Annotated in this window: 17 protein-coding genes and 1 riboswitch; of the genes, 7 read left to right on the top strand and 10 right to left on the bottom strand. The window is 68.6% G+C overall.

Going from position 1 to position 17774, the window contains the following annotated elements:
- Positions 1-77 precede the first annotated feature (77 nt).
- The 4 genes from IF11_RS0113935 (at position 78) to IF11_RS0113920 (ending at position 2790) form a co-directional block, all read left to right on the top strand.
- Positions 78-728 (top strand): ADP-ribosyltransferase, encoded by a 651-nt coding sequence (locus IF11_RS0113935; protein WP_030351874.1) that lies wholly within the window; start codon positions 78-80, stop codon positions 726-728.
- A 138-nt stretch (positions 729-866) separates the two neighbouring features.
- On the top strand, positions 867-1079 hold the full coding sequence (locus tag IF11_RS0113930) for an EF-hand domain-containing protein (RefSeq protein WP_030351873.1): 213 nt from the start codon (positions 867-869) through the stop codon (positions 1077-1079).
- A gap of 35 nt (positions 1080-1114) precedes the next feature.
- Positions 1115-2134 (top strand): copper resistance D family protein, encoded by a 1020-nt coding sequence (locus IF11_RS0113925; protein ID WP_078490663.1) that lies wholly within the window; start codon positions 1115-1117, stop codon positions 2132-2134.
- 167 nt (positions 2135-2301) lie between these two features.
- Positions 2302-2790 (top strand): GNAT family N-acetyltransferase, encoded by a 489-nt coding sequence (locus IF11_RS0113920; protein ID WP_030351871.1) that lies wholly within the window; start codon positions 2302-2304, stop codon positions 2788-2790.
- A 25-nt stretch (positions 2791-2815) separates the two neighbouring features.
- Here the strand turns inward: IF11_RS0113920 and IF11_RS0113915 are convergent, their stop codons facing one another.
- Complete coding sequence (locus tag IF11_RS0113915) at positions 2816-3193, bottom strand: MerR family transcriptional regulator (RefSeq protein ID WP_030351870.1); 378 nt, start codon at positions 3191-3193, stop codon at positions 2816-2818.
- Between the two features lie 115 nt (positions 3194-3308).
- Here IF11_RS0113915 and IF11_RS0113910 point away from each other — a divergent pair, with 115 nt between their 5' ends.
- Entirely contained in the window at positions 3309-4382 is a 1074-nt protein-coding gene (locus IF11_RS0113910; RefSeq protein WP_030351869.1) for an alkene reductase, read from the top strand.
- A gap of 67 nt (positions 4383-4449) precedes the next feature.
- On the opposite strand, the gene IF11_RS0113905 is transcribed toward IF11_RS0113910, so the two are convergent.
- A complete protein-coding gene (locus IF11_RS0113905) occupies positions 4450-4830 on the bottom strand; it encodes a winged helix-turn-helix transcriptional regulator (RefSeq protein ID WP_030351868.1) in 381 nt (126 codons plus the stop codon).
- A 120-nt stretch (positions 4831-4950) separates the two neighbouring features.
- Here IF11_RS0113905 and IF11_RS0113900 point away from each other — a divergent pair, with 120 nt between their 5' ends.
- The gene (locus IF11_RS0113900) at positions 4951-5358 is read left to right on the top strand and encodes a RidA family protein (protein WP_030351867.1); all 408 of its coding nucleotides are present in this window, start codon (positions 4951-4953) and stop codon (positions 5356-5358) included.
- 715 nt (positions 5359-6073) lie between these two features.
- Here the strand turns inward: IF11_RS0113900 and IF11_RS0113895 are convergent.
- The 8 genes from IF11_RS0113895 to gcvT all read right to left on the bottom strand — a co-directional run bounded on the left by IF11_RS0113895 (position 6074) and on the right by gcvT (position 16590).
- The gene (locus IF11_RS0113895; protein WP_030351866.1) at positions 6074-6490 is read right to left on the bottom strand and encodes a hypothetical protein; all 417 of its coding nucleotides are present in this window, start codon (positions 6488-6490) and stop codon (positions 6074-6076) included.
- Between the two features lie 210 nt (positions 6491-6700).
- On the bottom strand, positions 6701-9913 hold the full coding sequence (locus tag IF11_RS36595) for a tetratricopeptide repeat protein (RefSeq protein ID WP_037727692.1): 3213 nt from the start codon (positions 9911-9913) through the stop codon (positions 6701-6703).
- Positions 9914-10375: 462 nt separating this feature from the next.
- Positions 10376-11275 carry a nucleotidyl transferase AbiEii/AbiGii toxin family protein gene (locus IF11_RS0113885; protein ID WP_030351864.1) on the bottom strand — a complete coding sequence of 300 codons (900 nt, stop codon included), beginning with the start codon at positions 11273-11275 and terminating at the stop codon, positions 10376-10378.
- Positions 11275-11889 carry a type IV toxin-antitoxin system AbiEi family antitoxin domain-containing protein gene (locus IF11_RS0113880; protein WP_030351863.1) on the bottom strand — a complete coding sequence of 205 codons (615 nt, stop codon included), beginning with the start codon at positions 11887-11889 and terminating at the stop codon, positions 11275-11277. Before IF11_RS0113880 ends, IF11_RS0113885 begins: the two co-directional genes overlap by 1 nt.
- Positions 11890-12142: 253 nt before the next feature.
- The gene (locus IF11_RS0113875) at positions 12143-13525 is read right to left on the bottom strand and encodes an L-serine ammonia-lyase (RefSeq protein ID WP_030351862.1); all 1383 of its coding nucleotides are present in this window, start codon (positions 13523-13525) and stop codon (positions 12143-12145) included.
- Between the two features lie 144 nt (positions 13526-13669).
- The gene (gene glyA / locus IF11_RS0113870) at positions 13670-14938 is read right to left on the bottom strand and encodes a serine hydroxymethyltransferase (RefSeq protein ID WP_030351861.1); all 1269 of its coding nucleotides are present in this window, start codon (positions 14936-14938) and stop codon (positions 13670-13672) included.
- Between the two features lie 16 nt (positions 14939-14954).
- The gene (gcvH, locus tag IF11_RS0113865; RefSeq protein ID WP_030351860.1) at positions 14955-15332 is read right to left on the bottom strand and encodes a glycine cleavage system protein GcvH; all 378 of its coding nucleotides are present in this window, start codon (positions 15330-15332) and stop codon (positions 14955-14957) included.
- 88 nt (positions 15333-15420) lie between these two features.
- Positions 15421-16590 carry a glycine cleavage system aminomethyltransferase GcvT gene (gcvT, locus tag IF11_RS0113860; RefSeq protein WP_030351859.1) on the bottom strand — a complete coding sequence of 390 codons (1170 nt, stop codon included), beginning with the start codon at positions 16588-16590 and terminating at the stop codon, positions 15421-15423.
- A gap of 147 nt (positions 16591-16737) precedes the next feature.
- Positions 16738-16835: riboswitch (glycine riboswitch) on the bottom strand.
- Between the two features lie 171 nt (positions 16836-17006).
- On the opposite strand from gcvT, the gene IF11_RS0113855 reads away from it, so the two are divergent.
- On the top strand, positions 17007-17729 hold the full coding sequence (locus IF11_RS0113855) for an AAA family ATPase (RefSeq protein WP_030351858.1): 723 nt from the start codon (positions 17007-17009) through the stop codon (positions 17727-17729).
- Positions 17730-17774 lie beyond the last annotated feature (45 nt).

The following is a 17774-nucleotide window of genomic DNA, read 5'->3' as shown; positions in this document are numbered from 1 at the left end:
GCAAGGTTGTGAACGGACACGCCCCCGATCGGGTGACGGTCCACGGCCCGCCGCCGTACAGCGTGGAGGGTGCACCCATGATCACTCCTCGCTTGCGGCGGCGGGCCGCCGCCGTCGCCCTGTCCGTCACCGCCGTCCTGATTCCGGCCTCCGCCACCGAGGCCGCGTCCACGCACTCCCCGGCCGGCTCCGCCCCGGTCACGTCCGCCCCCGCGCAGGCGGCTTCCTTCAAGGCCGCCGAAAAGTGTCCCCGCGTCGAGGACCCGATGTTCGCCGCGGCGGACCGTAGGGTCGAGGCCGACCGGATCACCCCGACGCCCGCCTGGCGCACCGACTGCCGGCAGCTCTACCGCGCCGACAGCCGGAAGCCGGAGGTCATCTTCGAGCAGGGCTTCCACCCGAAGGCGCCGCTGGACGGGCAGTACGACGTGGAGAAGTACGTCCTGGTCAACCAGCCCTCGCCGTATGTCTCCACCAGCTATGACCACGACCTGTACAAGCAGTGGTACAAGAGCGGCTTCAACTACTACATCGACGCCCCCGGCGGTATCGACGTCAACAAGACGATCGGTGACACCCACAAGTGGGCCGACCAGGTGGAGGTCGCCTTCCCCGGCGGGATCTCCCGGGAGCGGATCGTCGGTGTCTGCCCGGTCGACAAGGTGAAGAAGACCGAGATCATGTCGGAGTGCCTGGACAATCCGCACTACCAGCCGTGGCGCGGCTGACGTAGTTGCCCGTCCGGTCCGCCGTCACCGGAACGCCCGCGCACCGCGGGCGTTCCCCCGTCCTGGGCTGCCGCCGTTCGGGTGAACGCGTACGGATAATCTGACCCCGTCAGTACGGCACCACGAAGGGGCGGAACAGTGGCGGACATCGACGAGGCGCGCAAGGCGTTCGAGCGGTTCGACGCGAACGGCGACGGGCTCATCACGGCGGCGGAGTACAAGAGCGTGATGGCGCAGCTCGGTGACTTCCATGTGACCGAGACCGTGGCACAGGCCGTGATCAACGCGCATGACGCGAACGGTGACGGGCTGCTGACGTTCGACGAGTTCCTGGCCTCGCGCAAGGCCTGATCCGGGCGCGCGGTGGTGCGGGGCGGGGGCGGGGCATCCGGGACGGCCCGGACCATCAGCCGCACGCCCCGCTCGCGTTGCCGGAGGACGCGCCGGGCAGACATGATCAAGCGGTGATATATCCGGGTCCGTCCGCTGACGAAGCCACCGGCTCGGCCGGCCGCAGGGCCGCCCTGATAGCCGGCGGCGTCCTGTTCGCCGCGCTGGTCGTCCTGCTCGGCGCGGCCATAGCCTCGCGCGGGACCGGTGAGCTGCGCATACCCGGCGCGGGAGCCACCACCGCGCTGCGGGTCGCCGTCTTCGCCGGGCTCGCCGTCCACCTCGGCGAGCTGGCCGGCGCCCGGCTCGCCCGTACCGGCCCCGCGCCACGCGGCTGGGCGCTCGCCGCCGCGCTGACCGGGGCGGGTGCCTCGGCGGGGCAGATCATCCTGCTCGCGTCCGTGAGCGGCCTCGACATCACCACGGTGTACGGCACCGTCGAGGGCCGCCTGCTGCTCTTCATGGCCAACGGCTTTCTGCTGGCGGCCGGCTGTGTCGCCCTGAACCGCCCCCTGGCGGCCCTCGCGCCCCTGGCCGTGGTCGTCGGCGCGGAGGCCCTGCGGGCGCACCCCGAGCCGTACACCCCGATGCTGGGCACCGCCCTCACCGTCGTCCATCTGACCGCGGCCTCGCTGTGGACCGGCGGGCTGCTGTACGTACTGCGCACGATGTGGCTGCGCCGGGGCGACCCGGCCGGGGCCCGCGAGGTGCTCGCCCGCTACGCCCGGCTCGCCGGCTGGCTCTTCGCCGCCCTCGTCGCCACCGGAACGCTCTCCACCCTCCGCAGGCTTCCGGCCGACGTCGTGTTCAGCACGGCGTACGGCCGGGTGCTCATCGCCAAACTGCTGCTGGTCTCGGTCGTGAGCGGCCTCGCCCTGACGGCCAGACACCGGCTGCGCCGCGGCGCGGACGCCGGGCCCCCGGCACGTGCGGAGCTGGCCGTACTGGCGGTGATCGTCCTGCTGTCGGCGATCCTGACGGTCGTCCCCGACCCGCACTGGCTCAGCACCCGGTGACGGGCTAATTGACGATCTCCAGGACCGCCATCATGCCCCCGTGCTGTACGCGAGGGTCTCCAGCTCCGTCCGTCCGGCCGGTCCTCCGGCCGTCTGTGCCGGACGGTGCGGCATTAGCCCGGTAGCGGGCATCGTTGGTGACGCGCTTGTCCGTGTACGGTCCGAGCATGATGAGGCTGGAGCGGCTCCGGGCCGACCATGCGGATGCCCTGCTGGAGTTCGAGCGGGAAAACCGGGGGTACTTCGCGCGGTCCGTGTCGGATCGCGGGGACGCGTACTTCGCCGGGTTCGCCTCCCGTCACCGTGCACTCCTCGCGGAGCAGGACGCCGGTCTGTGTCATTTCCATGTCCTCGTGGACGACCGGGGGGAGTTGGCCGGCCGCGTCAATCTTGTGGACGTCGAGGAGGGGGTCGCTGAACTCGGCTACCGGATCGGTGAGCGTGCCGCCGGCCGGGGCGTGGCGACGGCCGGGGTCGAGGAAGTGTGCCGGCTGGCTGTCTCGGCGTACCGGCTCTCCGCACTCACCGCGGTCACCACGCTCGACAATCCGGCGTCCCGGGCCGTGCTCGCGCGTAACGGGTTCACTGTGGTGGAGCACATCAGCATCGACGGGCGCCCCGGCGTGCGGCTCCAGCGCCGGCTGGTCGCTACGTGATGATCGCCTGAGCCGCGGGACGGACTCAGCAGACTGCGGCCGTTCTCAGTTCTTCCCGGTGCGCGCGGGCCATGGCCATCAGTCCGTCGAGTGCGTCCCTGGTCTGTACGAGGTCGGCGATATGCGCGGAGAGCCGGTCGCGCTCCTGCGCCATCCGCTCCAGCGCGGAGTCGGAGTTCTCCTCGCTGGGCGCGTCGACGCAGGGCAGCACTTCCGCGATGGTGCGGCTGGACAGGCCCGCCGCGTACAGCCGTTGGATGAACGCGACCCGCTCGACCTCGGCTTCCGTGTAGTGCCGCTGCCCGCTGGGGCTGCGGGTGCTGGTGAGCAGTCCCTGCTCCCCGTAGTAGCGCACGGACCGGACGCTGACCCCGGCCCGTGACGCGAGCTCCCCGATCCGCATGAAGCCTCCTGGTTGTGTCCTGCGCCACAGAGCTTGCCTCTGACGTCAGTGTGAGGTTTTAGCGTAATCGTTGTGCCCGAGGTCCGGGCGCGGCGGATCGCGAAGGAGTCCTGACGTGACGACCCTTTTCACCAGCTACCGGCTCGGCGGGCTGACGCTGCCCAACCGGGTGGTCATGGCCCCGATGACCCGGGTCCGGGCCGCCGCCGGCGGTCTGGCGACGCCGTCGATGGCGGCCTACTACGCCCAGCGGGCCACGGCCGGGCTGATCGTGAGCGAGGGGGTGCAGCCGAGCGTGATCGGGCAGTCCAACCCCGGTACGCCGGGACTGCACACCGACGAGCAGGTCGCCGCGTGGCGTCCCGTGACCGCCGCCGTCCACGCCAACGGGGGACGGATCTTCGCCCAGATCATGCACGGCGGCCGGGTCTCGCATCCCGACACCACCGGTGTGCGGCCGGTCGGGCCCTCGGCCGTCCCCGCCGTCGGCGAGGTGTTCACCCCGACCGGGCCCCAGCCCGCCCCGACGCCGCGCGCCCTGGACACCACCGAAGTGCCCGAGCACGCGCGGTCGTACGCCCTGGCCGCCCGGCGCGCCGTCGACGCGGGTTTCGACGGCGTGGAGCTGCACGGCGCCAACGGCTATCTGATCTCGCAGTTCCTCTCGTCCAACGCCAACCTCCGTACGGACCGCTACGGAGGCCCGGTCGCCCACCGGATCCGGTTCGCCGTGGAGGCCGTCTCCGCCACCGTCGAGGCCGTCGGCGCGGCCAGGACCGGCATCCGGCTCTCGCCGGGCGGGACGTTCTGGGGAGTCGAGGAGAGCGACGTCCGCGAGCTCTACACCGCGCTGCTGACCGAGCTGGCCCGCCTCGACGTGGCCTACGTGCACCTGGAGGCCACCGCGGACGAAGAGACGCTGGTCGCCCTGCGCCGGGCGTGGCCGGGCACTCTCGTCATGAATCCGGTGCTTCCGATGGGGCCGAAGCAGACCGGCCGGGACGACGCCGACCGCTGGCTCGGGATGGGCGCCGACCTCATCAGCTTCGGCCGCGCCTTCATCGCCAACCCCGACCTGGTCGAGCGGTTGCGCGGCAGCCTCCCGATCGCCCCCGTCGACGAGGCCACGTACTACCAGGGCGGTGATGCGGGCTATCTGACGTACTCGGCCCACCAGTACGCGGCTTGATTCTGATCGACGGTGAGCGGACGGGCGAGCGCGCGTGCCTGCGGGACCGGCCCGCGTGCTCGGCCCGTCAGGCGTCGAAGTGGTGGCGGGAGGCCTCGATATGACCGAGGTAGCGGCGGGTCCAGCCGCACATTCCATCGACCGTCTCCCGGAGGCCCTGGCCCGGCTCGGTGAGGGTGTACTCGACCCGCGGCGGCACGGTGGGGTGCACGGTCCGCTCGACCAGGCCGTTGCGCTCCAGCATGCGCAGGTTCTGGGTGAGCATCTTGTGGCTGATGCCCTCGATCTCGTTGCGCAACTCGCTGAAGCGCAGGGTGTGTTCACCGAGGGACTCGATGATCAACAGCGCCCACTTGTTGGCGACGTCCGAGAAGATCTCCCGCGCCAGGGAGTCCGCGCGCGTCAGGTCGGCTTCGTCGGGCGAGCCCGTGTACTGCTTGGTCACCATGAGGTTCCCCAGTCACTGAAAAGTGCGTTCTTCCATGTCAGCGGCCACTCTCTTACAGTTCTTCAGTAACCACAAGAGACCAAGAGCGGTTCGAAGTGAGCCCACAAGGAGGCAGGCAGCATGGCCATCACCCTGGTGAACCCCGGCGGATTGCCGGAAATCGACGTCTACCGGCAGGTGTCGGTCGCGACCGGCTCGAAGCTGGTCTTCATCGCCGGGCAGGTGGCCTGGGACGCCGAGGGGGTCACGGTCGGCGAAGGTGACCTCGCCGCCCAGGTCGAGCAGTGCTACCTCAATATCGGCACCGCCCTGGCCGGGGTCGGTGGCTCCTTCGAGGACGTGGCGAAACTGACCGTCTACGTCGTCGACTGGACCCCGGACAAGATGCCGCTGTTCCTGGAGGGGGTCGCCCGGGCGGCCGCGAAGCTGGGGGTCACCCCGGTACCGCCCGGCACGCTGCTGGGCGTCGCGGCACTGGACGTACCGGACCATCTGGTCGAGGTCGAAGCCACCGCGGTCCTCGACTGAACAGACGTTCCGCGCCCTGAGTCCGGCACTTCACGCGATCAGCACTCGATGATGTTGACCGCGAGCCCGCCGCGCGCCGTCTCCTTGTACTTGACCGACATGTGGACGGCTGTTGATCATGGGACTGACCTGCAGTTTTGGCGTGCCCAGGCTTGTCTTGAATCACGTCAGGGACTTTGTGGGGACTTTTTGTCGAGAGCTGATTACAACGTATCGCGTGTTGCGTGAAAAGCTTGCGGGATTGGGTAGTTGACGATCGGGCGCCACGCGATGGCTTCGGCGAGCCCGCTCTCGTTATGCGGTGCTCATGCACGAGCGCCCTCCCGGGTAGTGGAAGGGCGCTCAACGATGATCGACGTCGACACCGCCGACAGTTCAGCAGCAGGTCAAGACTTTGATCGAAGAGACGGTCGCAGGTCACGGCCGTCGTTGACGAGTTGTGGCTGTGCAGCAGTCGGATCAAAGAGCCAAGGTTCGGTACTCGGACAACAGGGAGGTCAGCCGATCCACGAGCTGCTACGCGAGGCGGAAATGAAAGAGCGCGCTGCGAGGGTGTGAGGAGTCTGAGGGAAGTTGGGAGGTGCATCAGGTTCCGGCTGGCGTCGGTCGGTTCAGCGACCGACATTTCCTGGTGTGCGGGGTGGATCAGACCAGGGTCGACGGTATCGCGCACAGTTCGAAGACTGGTGGCAAGAACTTTATAGCCGAGGCGGGGTCACGGGCGGATCGTGGTGTTGTCTCCGGTGACGGCCGTGCCGATCGTCTGTGCGGCGATAGACCGTTCACCGGACGCGGTGATCGTCACTGAGCCGACTGCGGGAAGTTGGGCGGCCAGTTCGGCAAGCAATTGTGGATTCTCCCTTAGAGTCCGCTTGATCTGCTGACGCAGCGCGGCTGCAGCATCGGTGTCCTCCGGCCCCTTGGCCGCCTCACGCACCGCCGCCTCCAGCTCCTGGCGTCCGGCCGGGCTCCGGCGCCGCCAGACCGCGTGCAAAATACTGCGCCCTGCGTTCGCCGTGGCTCCCACCGCAGCGTCCTCAGCCCGGGCCAGTACCCCCGCACCATAGGCACCCAGGGCTGCGCTTAGATACGGCCCTGCCTGCTCCAAAAACTGCACGATCTCCGCTCCCACAACCCACCCCTGAATTCCTGTCATTGACTGAGACCAGGGCATCAGACTAAGCCGCCCAGCCAGCGCGCACACGGCAATTCTGCATTCACAGATCGTCGACCGGCCTTACTCCACACGAGCTTAGCGAACACCTTCCTGCCCTGGCGCGGCCTGGCTACGCTCCTGACTGCCAGGCCGCTGACCAGGGAAGCGGAGAACTTCAATGGAGTACTAACGGTCAGACCGTGAAGTGGCGTGCTCGGCTGCGTCGATCCTTGCGCGGATCTGAGTGACGAGCGGGTTCTCCGGGCCCAGGGTGGGCTCGATCCGGTCGAGGGCAACGCGATAGACGGCGATCGCTTTTTGGTGTGCGCCGGCTTCCTGGTGGGTGTCCGCCAGGGTGAGTTGGGCGTTCAGGACATTGGGATGGTCGCCGAGGGTCTGCTGCCAATGGGCGAGGTTGGCTTCGTACAGCGGCACAGCCAAGTCGGGTTGGTCGTTGGCCCGGTAGATCTCAGCCAGGTACTGCCGTTGCTTGACTGTGTCCGGGTGGGTGACGCCGAGTTCCTTCTCGGCGAGCGCAACGCTGTGTTCCAGCAGTTCGGTCGCCGGGGGGAGGCCGCCGGACCCGCCAAGCGCACGGGCCAGCATGGCGGTGGAGTGAAGTGTTTGCGGGTGCGCGCGGCCGAGTTCGGCCTCCAACTGGGCGCGGACGTCCTCCAGGACGGTGACTGCCTGTGCCGCGTTGTCGGACTCCATGTGAGCGGCGGCCAGGTTTATCCGGCTGGTGACCGTGTGCGGGTGTGTGTCGCCGAAGATGAGGCTGGCGTTGCACACGGCGGCTTCGAGGAGCTGGACGGCGCGCGGAGCGTCGCCAACTGCGAGATGCGCGAGGGCCAGGTTGCTCCGACACACCACGGTGTGCGGGTGGTCCTCGCCGAGCGAACGGACGCACCGCTCCAGCGTTGACTCAGAGAGAGGGACGGACTGTGCCCGATTGTCCGTCTGGCGTAGTGCGTCGGCCAGGCCGATGTAGTTGGACAGGGTGTCCGGGTGGGACTCGCCGAAGACCTGCTCGCACTGGGTGACGACGGTTTCGAATAGCGGGACGGCGCGATCAGGGTCGCCCGCCGCGAGGTGTGCATTCGCGAGGCCGCTTCGGGTGGCGAGGGTATGGGGGTGGGTCTCGCCGAGCAGCGCGGCACGGTGCTTGAGGATGGTGTCGTACTGGGCGATCGCCTGTCCATCGTGGCCGGCGGCCCGGTATGCCTGCGCTAGCCCGTTCCTAGTGGTCAAGGTCTGAGGATGGCCCTCGCCGAGGAGGTGGGCGCTCTGCGCGGCCGCGGTCTCCAGCAATGGAAGCGAACGGGTGAAGTCTCCGGCGTCTCGGTAGGCGCAGCCGAGATTCGCACGGATGGCAATGGTCTCTGGGTACGCCTCGCCGTACACCTCCTCGCATCGGGCCAGGGCCGTCTTGAGGTGCTGCGCTGCCTGGTCAGGGCGTCCGGCGATCAGATAGGCGTAGGCAAGGTTGTTCCGGCTGGTGATGGTTTCGGATTCGCTGTCGCCGAACGCCTGCTGCCACTGTGTGAAGACGGCGGAGTACATCGGAATGGCGCGGGACAGGTCGCCTGAAGCGAGGTAGACCGCCGCTAGACCGTGCTGGCTGCTCAGCGTGGCAGGGTGAGTTGGTCCTAGGGATCGCTGGTGATGCGTGAGTGTGGCCTCATACAGAGAGATAGCACGACCCAAGTCGCCGGACGCATGGTAGGTGCGGGCCAGTTCCTCGCAGCTGACGAGAGTGTCGGGGTGATCGTTGCCAAGTGCGTGCCTACGCCGGGCCAACGTCTCCTCGTGGAGTGTGATGGCACGGGCCAGATCGCCGGAGTCACGGTACGAGTTGGCAAGGTTGGCGGCGACGGTGAGCGTCCCTAGATGCGAGTCGCCGAGTACCTGCGCGCACTGGTCGACCAACGGTTCGAGGATGGCGATGGACCGTTCGAAGTCCCCGGCTCCGTAGTAGGCGTCGCCCAGGTTCGAACGGACCTTCATGGTGATTTCGTGCTCGGCGCCAGCGAGCGCTTCGCAGCGGGCGAGGGCCGCCGTCAGTAGCGGAACGGCGCGGCCGTCATGGCCGAGGCCCTGGAGGTAGAGTGCAGCGCTCGCGTACCGGCCGGCGGGAAAGGTGTCAGCGTGTCCGTCAGGAGTGGTGGCCGCGAGCGCGACGAGGTGCGGAAGCAGCCGATCCCAGGTGGGGGACCGGCCAGAGTCGGGTGGTTCTCCCAGGGGGGCGACCGCAGCGCTCAGCAGCCGTTCGGCCTCCAACCTGCCGGTTGGCGCGCTGTCACCGATGGGCGACTGGTTCCGGAGTGTGGTCTGGACGAGGCGGTGGATGCTCACCGAGTCCGGAGTGAGGGAGACCATGCAGTAGACAGCAAGCACCCCTAGGGCTTCGTGAAGGTCGTCGCTGTCGTCGGCAATAGGGGTCAGCAGTCCAACTGGGATGTCATCGGGGGCTAGCCACGCCAGTGTGGACAGGACGCGGACCGCCAGGGGGTTGCGCTCCGTGAGGGTGCTAATCGTCTGGCGCCAGATCCGGGCGACCGTGCGCTCTGGGTCTACACCTTCGGGAGCCTTGTCCAACGCGCCTATCAGCCGTCGGCGGTAACGTTCAATGCTGATCGTCGGGTTCTGCGCGAGGTAGGCGCCGGCCTGCATCAGGGCGAGAGGAAGCTGCCCCAGATCGGCTGAGAGGGCCCGGGTCTCCTGTATCTGACGATGGGTCGGCGAAGTCGCGCCGAGCACCTGCCTACAGAGGAGATCACTCGCTGCAGCCAGGTCGAGTACGTCGAGGGCCAGCGTTGCGATGGAGGTCGGCCAGCTAGCTGACCGTCGGCTCGTGGCGACGACGTGACCGTTAGGCGCGCTGACGTAGGGCTGCAGATCGGGCGGATCCTCAACGTTGTCGAAGACCAGCAGCCACCCCGGATGCCACTGCAGCCACAACATCGCCCAGGCGGCGCGCTCTTCGGTAGTCGCGCTGCCGGCCCACACAGGGATCAACCGCAGAGCGAGGTCGGCCAGCGATTGCTCGATGTGGTCGGGTGATGCAGCGGCAATCCACCACATCACGGTGTAGTCGCGACGGTGTCTGTGGGCGTACGCAAGGGCGAGGGTGCTTTTGCCGACTCCGCCGAGGCCTTGGACGACGGCAGTCCCGGCGGCCGGCTGCCCGAGCGTGCCGCGCAGCCAGTCCAGCTCGTTCGTGCGGCCGAAACACAGCGGGAGCGGCGGCAGGTTGGTGAGCCCGGCAGGTGCCTGAACATCGCGCGCCGAGCTCAGCAACTCGGCCGTCAGAACGTTGACCGGGCCGGTGACCGCTGTCCCGATGTGATGGGCGGCGACGGATCCGGCCCCTATTGCCTGGAAAGTGGATTCCGTCACCGCTGGACCCGCCGACTCCCGTGGCGAACGGTGACCGTCGACCTTTCTTTGCCCGACGGCCTACTGCGTGCCCTCATCTCAGTCCCCTCTGCAGGCCGACTGGGTGTCTCGCTCCCCAGCACGGCGCGCACGCGTTTCCCATGTTGGGTCAGTATCGGCTGATAGGCGGCGAGAGTTCCATGGAATCGGGGCTTCGTTGCTGACACGATCGTTGATGTTGAGGTCGGCCACGCGCCCCCCAGGAGCCAGTGGTCTCAAGACTCCTCAGTCTCAGTTGTGGTCTCAGGTGGTGGGAAATCTGGGGTGGTCCAACTTGGTCCATGGTCGTCCGACACCAGCACTGACCAGGTGTTTCGTTCTTGTGGTGGATGCCTATGGAAGCCGGTGGATCAAGATCGGACAATTCGTCATGCGTAGGTTCCGGGGTTGCCCCGAAGGCCTGGTCGGTCGGCCAGGCCTGGTTCATGACCACGTGAGGGTCGCCGCACTCCAACTGAGTGTGACAGCCTCGCCGTTGAGGAGTGTGTCTGCGAAGGCGGTGACCTGCCGGACGACGTCCGTGAAGCGTCCGGGGTAGCTCGTTGCGGCGGTGCCTTGCCGGCGGCGCCAGGCGGTGTAGGAGGTCTGGCGGCGCTCGCCGAGGTCGGTGATGGTGGTGCTGAGGGGTTTCAGAGTGATGCCGCGGTGTGTGGCGGTGGCGGTCAGCGCTGTGGTGAGTTCTTGGCCGTCCAGGTCGTTGAGGGTGAGCAGGCGGTAGAGGTCGCCGTAGTCGCGGTCGCGGGTGTTGAGGTCGCCGAGTGAGATGGCGGTGGAGAGTTTTTCGGCGATGACGGTGGCGAGTGGGTAGCCGAGGAGCTGGAAGCTGTCCGTCGTGAGTTGCTGCGGATAGTCGATGATCCGGGGGCCGGGGGTGACGGGGTCGCCGAAGCTGATATCCAGTTGGAGCTTGAGTCGTGCTCGGGCGATGGAGGCGGCCATAGACAGGCGTAGACCGTGGTACTCGTCCTCCTCACGAATGGGGACGGTCTTGAGTGTCGTGGGATCGAGTACGACGCCGTCGTCGCTCTCGGTGGCGGCGATGGCCGCGATTCTGTGGATGATCTCTGTTTCTGTGCCTGGGAAAGATCGACCGAGGATGTCGACGTCCCGGGTCATTCGACGTGCGCCGAACTGAGCGAGCAGCAGGCCACCTTTGAGGACGAAGTGCTCCCGGCCCAGGGACGATGAGGCCAGGCGGTAGAGGAACCGTTCGAGGATGTACTCGACCATGACCTCGTCCGTGGACCGGCTGTTGCGGCGCGCCAGGTTGCGCAGGTCGTTGTAGACGCGGCCGGCGGTGGTGTCGCGGGTGGGGTTGGCCATCAGGCGAGCACCGCCTCTACGGCGGGGCGGACGACGGAGAGGGCGTCCAACTCGCGTGCGATGTGCTGGAGTTCGCCAACCCCGCCGCGCCCGCTTCGACGCAGGTAGCGGCCGAGCGCGGACAGGGCGAGGGTTTCGCCGAGGCGGCTGCGGTGGCGCATTGCGTCGACGACGCTGCGAGCTGCGTTGTACATGGGGATGGTTTCTCCCGGGGCTGCTTCGAACCGTTCGATACCGAGGTCGAAGGTCTTTGCGGCGTACTGCGCCACCACGGTCGGCGGGTAGGAAATCGTCGGGCGGCGTGAACCGCGCGGCACGGCGATGTGTACTGCTGCGGGGATGTCGTCGATCAGTTCATGCAGGGCCAGGGCGGATTCACCGCACACGACGGCGCGATGGGCCCGTGCGCACACGGCCAGCAAATCCGCGTGCGCCGTTTCCGGGGCGTCTGCCCGCCGGTACACCCCACGGGACAGTTCGTCTATCTCCCCCTCCGTGACCAAGTGCGCCAGATCGCGAGGGGAGAGCAGGGCCTGTCGCGCCTGCGCCGTCGTGAATGTGGGGGAGAGGCCGGCCAGCCGCTGCTCCAAGCGCGGGTTTTCCGCAGCGTTCATGTATCGAATGATACCCCTTGGGTGGGAGTGGGGGAACGATTTGATACATCAGCTGGTGGGTGAGCGGCACATCCGGCGTTGATCACATGCCGCGAACCCGCAGGTCAAAAGCCCCTTCCAGGGGGATATCCCAGGGACTTTTCAGGGACTTTCACGTCTGTCTCAGGGAGGTTCCGGGGACTTTCCGCCAGATAAGCAAGGAAGGCCCTGACAGCGCCGAAAGATGGAAACGCGCTGGTCAGGGCCTACAGCCTCAGCACTCGATGATGTTGACCGCGAGCCCGCCGCGCGCCGTCTCCTTGTACTTGACCGACATGTCCGCGCCCGTCTCCTTCATGGTCTTGATGACCTTGTCCAGGGAGACCTTGTGGCTGCCGTCGCCGCGCAGTGCCATCTTCGCCGCCGTGACCGCCTTCACCGCCGCCATGCCGTTCCGCTCGATGCACGGGATCTGGACCAGGCCGCCGACCGGGTCGCAGGTCAGGCCCAGGTTGTGTTCCATGCCGATCTCGGCCGCGTTCTCGACCTGTTCGGTGCTGCCGCCCAGGACCTCCGCGAGGGCGCCCGCGGCCATGGAGCAGGCCGAGCCGACCTCGCCCTGGCAGCCGACCTCGGCGCCGGAGATGGAGGCGTTCTCCTTGAAGAGCATGCCGATGGCGCCCGCGGCGAGCAGGAAGCGGACGACGTTCTCGTCCTTCTCCTCCGCCGTGGCGCCGCCGGCCGCGAAGTTCATGTAGTAGTGCAGTACGGCCGGGATGATGCCCGCGGCGCCGTTGGTGGGGGCGGTGACGACCCGGCCGCCCGCGGCGTTCTCCTCGTTCACGGCCATCGCGTAGAGCGTGATCCACTCCATGGCGTGCGCCTGCGGATCGCCCTCGGCGCGCAGCTGGCGTGCCGAATGGGCCGCGCGGCGGCGGACCTTGAGGCCGCCGGGGAGGATGCCCTCGCGGGCCATTCCGCGCGAGACGCATGCCTGCATCACCCGCCAGATCTCCAGCAGCCCGGCGCGGATCTCGTCCTCCGTGCGCCAGGCCTTCTCGTTCTCCAGCATCAGCGCGGAGATCGACAGCCCGGTGTCGGCCGACAGTCGCAGCAGCTCGTCGCCGGTGCGGAAGGGGTACTTCAGCACGGTGTCGTCGAGCTTGATCCGGTCCTCGCCGACGGCGTCCTCGTCCACGACGAAGCCGCCGCCCACCGAGTAGTACGTCTTCTCCAGGAGCACGGCGCCGGCCGCGTCGTACGCGAAGACGGTCATGCCGTTGGCGTGGTACGGCAGGGTCTTGCGGCGGTGCAGGACCAGGTCCTTGCCGGCGTCGAAGGCGATCTCGTGCATGCCGAGCACATTGAGCCGGCCACTGGCGCGGATACGTTCCGCCTGATCGTCGGCGCTCTCCACGTCGACGGTGCGCGGCGAGTTGCCCTCCAGGCCGAGGAGCACGGCCTTGGGGGTGCCATGGCCATGGCCGGTCGCGCCCAGCGATCCGTACAGCTCCGCCCGGATCGAGACGGTGTGGGCGATCAGGCCCTCGTTCTTGAGCCGGCGCGCGAACATCCGCGCCGCGCGCATCGGACCGACCGTATGGGAGCTGGACGGGCCGATTCCGATCGAGAACAGGTCGAAGACCGAGATGGCCACGGGGAACTCCTTGGTGGTTGGTAGACGCCGTTGTCTGCCGGGGTGGTGCAGAGTTGACGGTGACACGCGGGGGAACGTGGTGCGGGGCACCGCGCCGCACGGTCCAGTGTGCGCGGTGCCCCGTAACTCAGGCCGTACGGATGACTACAGGCCCGGGTACAGCGGGTGCTTCTGGGCCAGCGCGCTGACCCGGCCGGCCAGCGCCTCGCGGTCGAAGGAGGGCTTCAGAGCCGCCGCGATGATCTCGGCGACCTCGGTGAAGTCCTCGGTGGTGAAGCCGCGGGTGGCCAGCGCGGGCGTGCCGATCCGCAGGCCCGAGGTGACCATCGGGGGGCGCGGGTCGTTCGGGACGGCGTTCCGGTTGACCGTGATGCCGATCTCGTGGAGCCGGTCCTCGGCCTGCTGGCCGTCCAGCTCGGAGTCGCGCAGATCGACGAGAACGAGGTGTACGTCCGTACCGCCGGACAGCACGGAGACGCCCGCCTCGGTGACGTCCGGCTGGATCAGCCGCTCGGCGAGGATCCGGGCGCCGTCCAGGGTGCGCTGCTGGCGCTCCTTGAACTCGTCCGTGGCCGCCACCTTGAACGAGACCGCCTTGCCCGCGATGACATGCTCCAGCGGGCCGCCCTGCTGACCGGGGAAGACCGCGGAGTTGATCTTCTTCGCCAGTTCCTTGGTGGAGAGGATCACACCGCCGCGCGGGCCGCCGAGGGTCTTGTGCGTGGTGGTCGTGACGACATGGGCGTGCGGCACCGGGTTGGGGTGCAGGCCCGCGGCGACCAGACCGGCGAAGTGCGCCATGTCGACCATCAGATACGCGCCGACCTCGTCCGCGATCCGGCGGAAGGCCGCGAAGTCCAGCTGGCGGGGGTACGCCGACCAGCCGGCCACGATCAGCTTCGGACGGGACTCCTTGGCCAGCCGCTCGATCTCGGCCATGTCGACCTGGCCGGTCTTGTCGTCGACGTGGTACGCGACGACGTTGTAGAGCTTGCCGGAGAAGTTGATCTTCATGCCGTGGGTCAGATGCCCGCCGTGGGCGAGGTTCAGACCCATGATCGTGTCGCCGGGGGAGAGCAGCGCGAACATCGCCGCCGCGTTCGCCTGGGCGCCGGAGTGCGGCTGTACGTTCGCGTGCTCGGCGCCGAAGAGCGCCTTCACGCGGTCGATGGCGATCTGCTCGATCACATCGACGTGCTCACAGCCCCCGTAGTAGCGGCGGCCGGGGTAGCCCTCGGCGTACTTGTTGGTCAGCACGGAGCCCTGCGCCTCCATGACCGCGACCGGAGCGAAGTTCTCCGAGGCGATCATTTCCAGCGTGGACTGCTGACGGTGGAGCTCGGCGTCGACGGCGGCGGCGACGTCGGGGTCGAGCTCATGGAGCGAGGCGTTCAGAAGCGACTTCGAAGACATCACGGTCCCTGGGGTCTCAGTTGCCGGAAAACTCTGTGTACTCATCGGCGGTGAGCAGGTCATCGGGCTCCTGCGCGACACGTACCTTGAACAGCCAGCCGCCCTCGAACGGGGCGGAGTTCACCAGTGAGGGGTCGTCCACGACGTCCTGGTTCGTCTCGGTGACCTCACCGGTCACCGGGGCGTACAGATCGCTGACCGACTTGGTGGACTCCAGCTCTCCGCAGGTCTCGCCCGCGGTCACCGTGTCACCGACCTCAGGAAGCTGGGCGAACACGACGTCGCCGAGGGCGTTCGCCGCGAACTCCGTGATGCCGACCGTCGACACACCGTCCTCGGCGGCCGTCAGCCACTCGTGCTCCTTGCTGTAGCGCAGCTGCTGGGGGTTGCTCATGACCTGAATTCTCCTGTACGCGGGGGTGTGGTGCGGAACAGCTGTCTTACGGACCGAGACGGCGCCGGGGGGCGTGATGACGTCCGTATCACTTCTGGCGCTTGTAGAACGGCAGCGCCACGACGTCGTACGGCTCGTGGGAGCCGCGGATGTCGACCCCGACGCCCGCCGTGCCGGGCGCGGCGTGCGCGGCGTCGACGTACGCCATGGCGATCGGCCTGCCCAGGGTCGGGGAGGGGGCGCCCGAGGTGACCTCGCCCACGACGGCGCCGTCCGCGACCACCTGGTACCCGGCGCGCGGGACCCGGCGGCCCTCGGCGATCAGGCCGACGAGCTTGCGGGGCGGGGCGGACGCGGCGCGCTCGGCGGCGGCCTGAAGCGCCTCGCGGCCGACGAAGGCGCCGCCGTTCGAGGTCTTCTCGAACTTCACGACCCGGCCGAGGCCGGCGTCGAACGGGGTCAGGGCGGTGGACAGCTCGTTCCCGTACAGCGGCATGCCGGCCTCCAGACGGAGCGTGTCGCGGCAGGACAGCCCGCAGGGCACCAGACCGACGCCCTCGCCGGCCTCGGTCAGCGCCTGCCACAGCCGCTCGGCGTACCGGGGCTCGACGAACAGCTCGAAGCCGTCCTCGCCGGTGTAGCCGGTGCGCGCGATCAGCGCGGGGACACCGGCGACGGTGCCCGGCAGGCCCGCGTAGTACTTGAGCCCGTCCAGATCGGCGTCGGTCAGCGACTTCAGGATGCCCGGGGACTCGGGGCCCTGGACGGCCAGCAGCGCGTACGCGTCGCGGTCGTCGCGTACCGCCGCGTCGAACCCCTCGGCGCGGGCGGTCAGCGCGTCCAGCACGGTCTGGGCGTTGGAGGCGTTGGCGACGACCATGAAGGTGTCCTCGCCGAGGCGGTAGACGATCAGATCGTCCAGGATCCCGCCGTCCTCCCGGCAGATCATGGTGTAGCGGGCGCGGCCCACGGCGACGGCGCCGATGTTGCCGACCAGCGCGTAGTCGAGGAGATCGCCGGCGGCCGGTCCCGAGACGGTGATCTCACCCATGTGGGAGAGATCGAAGAGACCGGCACGGGTGCGGACGGCGTGGTGCTCGTCGCGCTCGCTCCCGTACCGCAGCGGCATGTCCCAGCCCGCGAAGTCGGTCATGGTCGCGCCCAGCGCGCGGTGCGTGGCGTCGAGGGCGGTGAGACGCGGGGCAGCGGGGGCAGGGGTGCCGGGCGTGCTGGTGCTGCTCGGGGGGACATGGCTCATCGGTGTGACTCCCAGGGCATGACGGCGAGGACGATCCTCCCCATCTGTCATCGGAACCTGAGAGGTTCATCACGGCCACACGTAAGAGCGGTCATGACTTGCACCTTGGGTGGAGCCGCAGAGCTGCGGCCCGCTTTTCAGATCTGCCTCATCCACGCGGTACGGGGCCTGAGAGATTCAAGGGAGGAACTTGCTCCTTCGGCGCCCGGCGCACACGGTGACCGGGACTCTCCCGCGCGGATTCAAACGGCCGGTATGCAGTTGGCGGGCACATCATCGCACGCATCGCCGCCGAGCGGGGAGCCCGGTCCACAACTCGCCGACCTCCGCAAAGAGCTTGTGGCGCATTACCATTTCTTTACACTTCTTGGGCAAGGGTCATGGGCCAGGTCGACTGAGCTGACAGGGGGACGGCGATGATGTCGCAGGGGTCCGGTACGTACGCGACGACCGCGGGGGTGCCGACACAGACGGGCACGGCCGCACAGCCCGGCGCGCCCGCCAGGGACGGCGCGGCTCGCGTCGTGCGGGTCGTCCGGGATCTGCGGAGGCGGGAGCCCGCCACCGCGGGCGGCCGGGCGCGAGGGCGCGGTACGAAGAGCCTTGTCTTCGCCGAAGGCGATCTGGTGGTCGTCTCCGGGCTGCCGGGCAGCGGCAAGTCGACCCTGATCCGGCGGGCCGCCGAGGCCACCGGTATCGACTCCCAGGACACCAGGGACCGCTGGGCGCGCCGGCTGCCGGGCGCCCTGCCGTACGCCGTCTACCGCCCGCTCGTCCGGCTGGCGCACTACGCGGGGCTGTGGCGCGCGCTCGGCTCCGGCGCGAGCGTGGTCGTCCATGACTGCGGTACGCAGACGTGGGTACGGAGCTGGCTGGCCCGTGAGGCCCGCAGGCGCGGCCGGCGGCTCCATCTCGTCCTGCTGGACGTCTCGCCCGAGGTGGCGCGCGAAGGCCAGCGGGAGCGCGGCCGGGGGGTGTCCGGCTACGCGTTCGCCCGGCACCGCCGCGCGGTCCGCCGCCTGCTCGCCGACGCCGAGACCGGCCGCCTCCCCCGGGGCTGCGCCTCGGCGGTCCTCCTGGACCGGGACGCGGCGGCGGCGCTGGAGAGGATCGCGTTCCCGGTCACCCGGGCGGATTGAGCCATGAGTGAGCCAACCGGTGGGCCGGACGGAGCCGTTCGGGGG

Source organism: Streptomyces scopuliridis RB72 (assembly GCF_000718095.1).
GTDB classification, from domain to species: Bacteria; Actinomycetota; Actinomycetes; order Streptomycetales; family Streptomycetaceae; genus Streptomyces; species Streptomyces scopuliridis.
The sequence above is the reverse complement of the archived record's forward strand: the minus strand, read 5'-3'. Positions and strand labels throughout refer to the sequence as shown.

Excerpts from the sequence above, each read along its gene's own strand:
- IF11_RS0113935 (WP_030351874.1), top strand. The coding sequence starts at position 78 with ATGATCACTCCTCGCTTGCGGCGGCGGGCCGCCGCCGTCGCCCTGTCC.
- IF11_RS0113920 (WP_030351871.1), top strand. The coding sequence starts at position 2,302 with ATGATGAGGCTGGAGCGGCTCCGGGCCGACCATGCGGATGCCCTGCTG.
- IF11_RS0113915 (WP_030351870.1), bottom strand. The coding sequence starts at position 3,193 with ATGCGGATCGGGGAGCTCGCGTCACGGGCCGGGGTCAGCGTCCGGTCC.
- IF11_RS0113905 (WP_030351868.1), bottom strand. The coding sequence starts at position 4,830 with ATGGTGACCAAGCAGTACACGGGCTCGCCCGACGAAGCCGACCTGACG.
- IF11_RS0113900 (WP_030351867.1), top strand. The coding sequence starts at position 4,951 with ATGGCCATCACCCTGGTGAACCCCGGCGGATTGCCGGAAATCGACGTC.
- IF11_RS0113885 (WP_030351864.1), bottom strand. The coding sequence starts at position 11,275 with ATGGCCAACCCCACCCGCGACACCACCGCCGGCCGCGTCTACAACGAC.
- IF11_RS0113880 (WP_030351863.1), bottom strand. The coding sequence starts at position 11,889 with ATGAACGCTGCGGAAAACCCGCGCTTGGAGCAGCGGCTGGCCGGCCTC.
- glyA (WP_030351861.1), bottom strand. The coding sequence starts at position 14,938 with ATGTCTTCGAAGTCGCTTCTGAACGCCTCGCTCCATGAGCTCGACCCC.
- gcvH (WP_030351860.1), bottom strand. The coding sequence starts at position 15,332 with ATGAGCAACCCCCAGCAGCTGCGCTACAGCAAGGAGCACGAGTGGCTG.
- gcvT (WP_030351859.1), bottom strand. The coding sequence starts at position 16,590 with ATGAGCCATGTCCCCCCGAGCAGCACCAGCACGCCCGGCACCCCTGCC.
- IF11_RS0113855 (WP_030351858.1), top strand. The coding sequence starts at position 17,007 with ATGATGTCGCAGGGGTCCGGTACGTACGCGACGACCGCGGGGGTGCCG.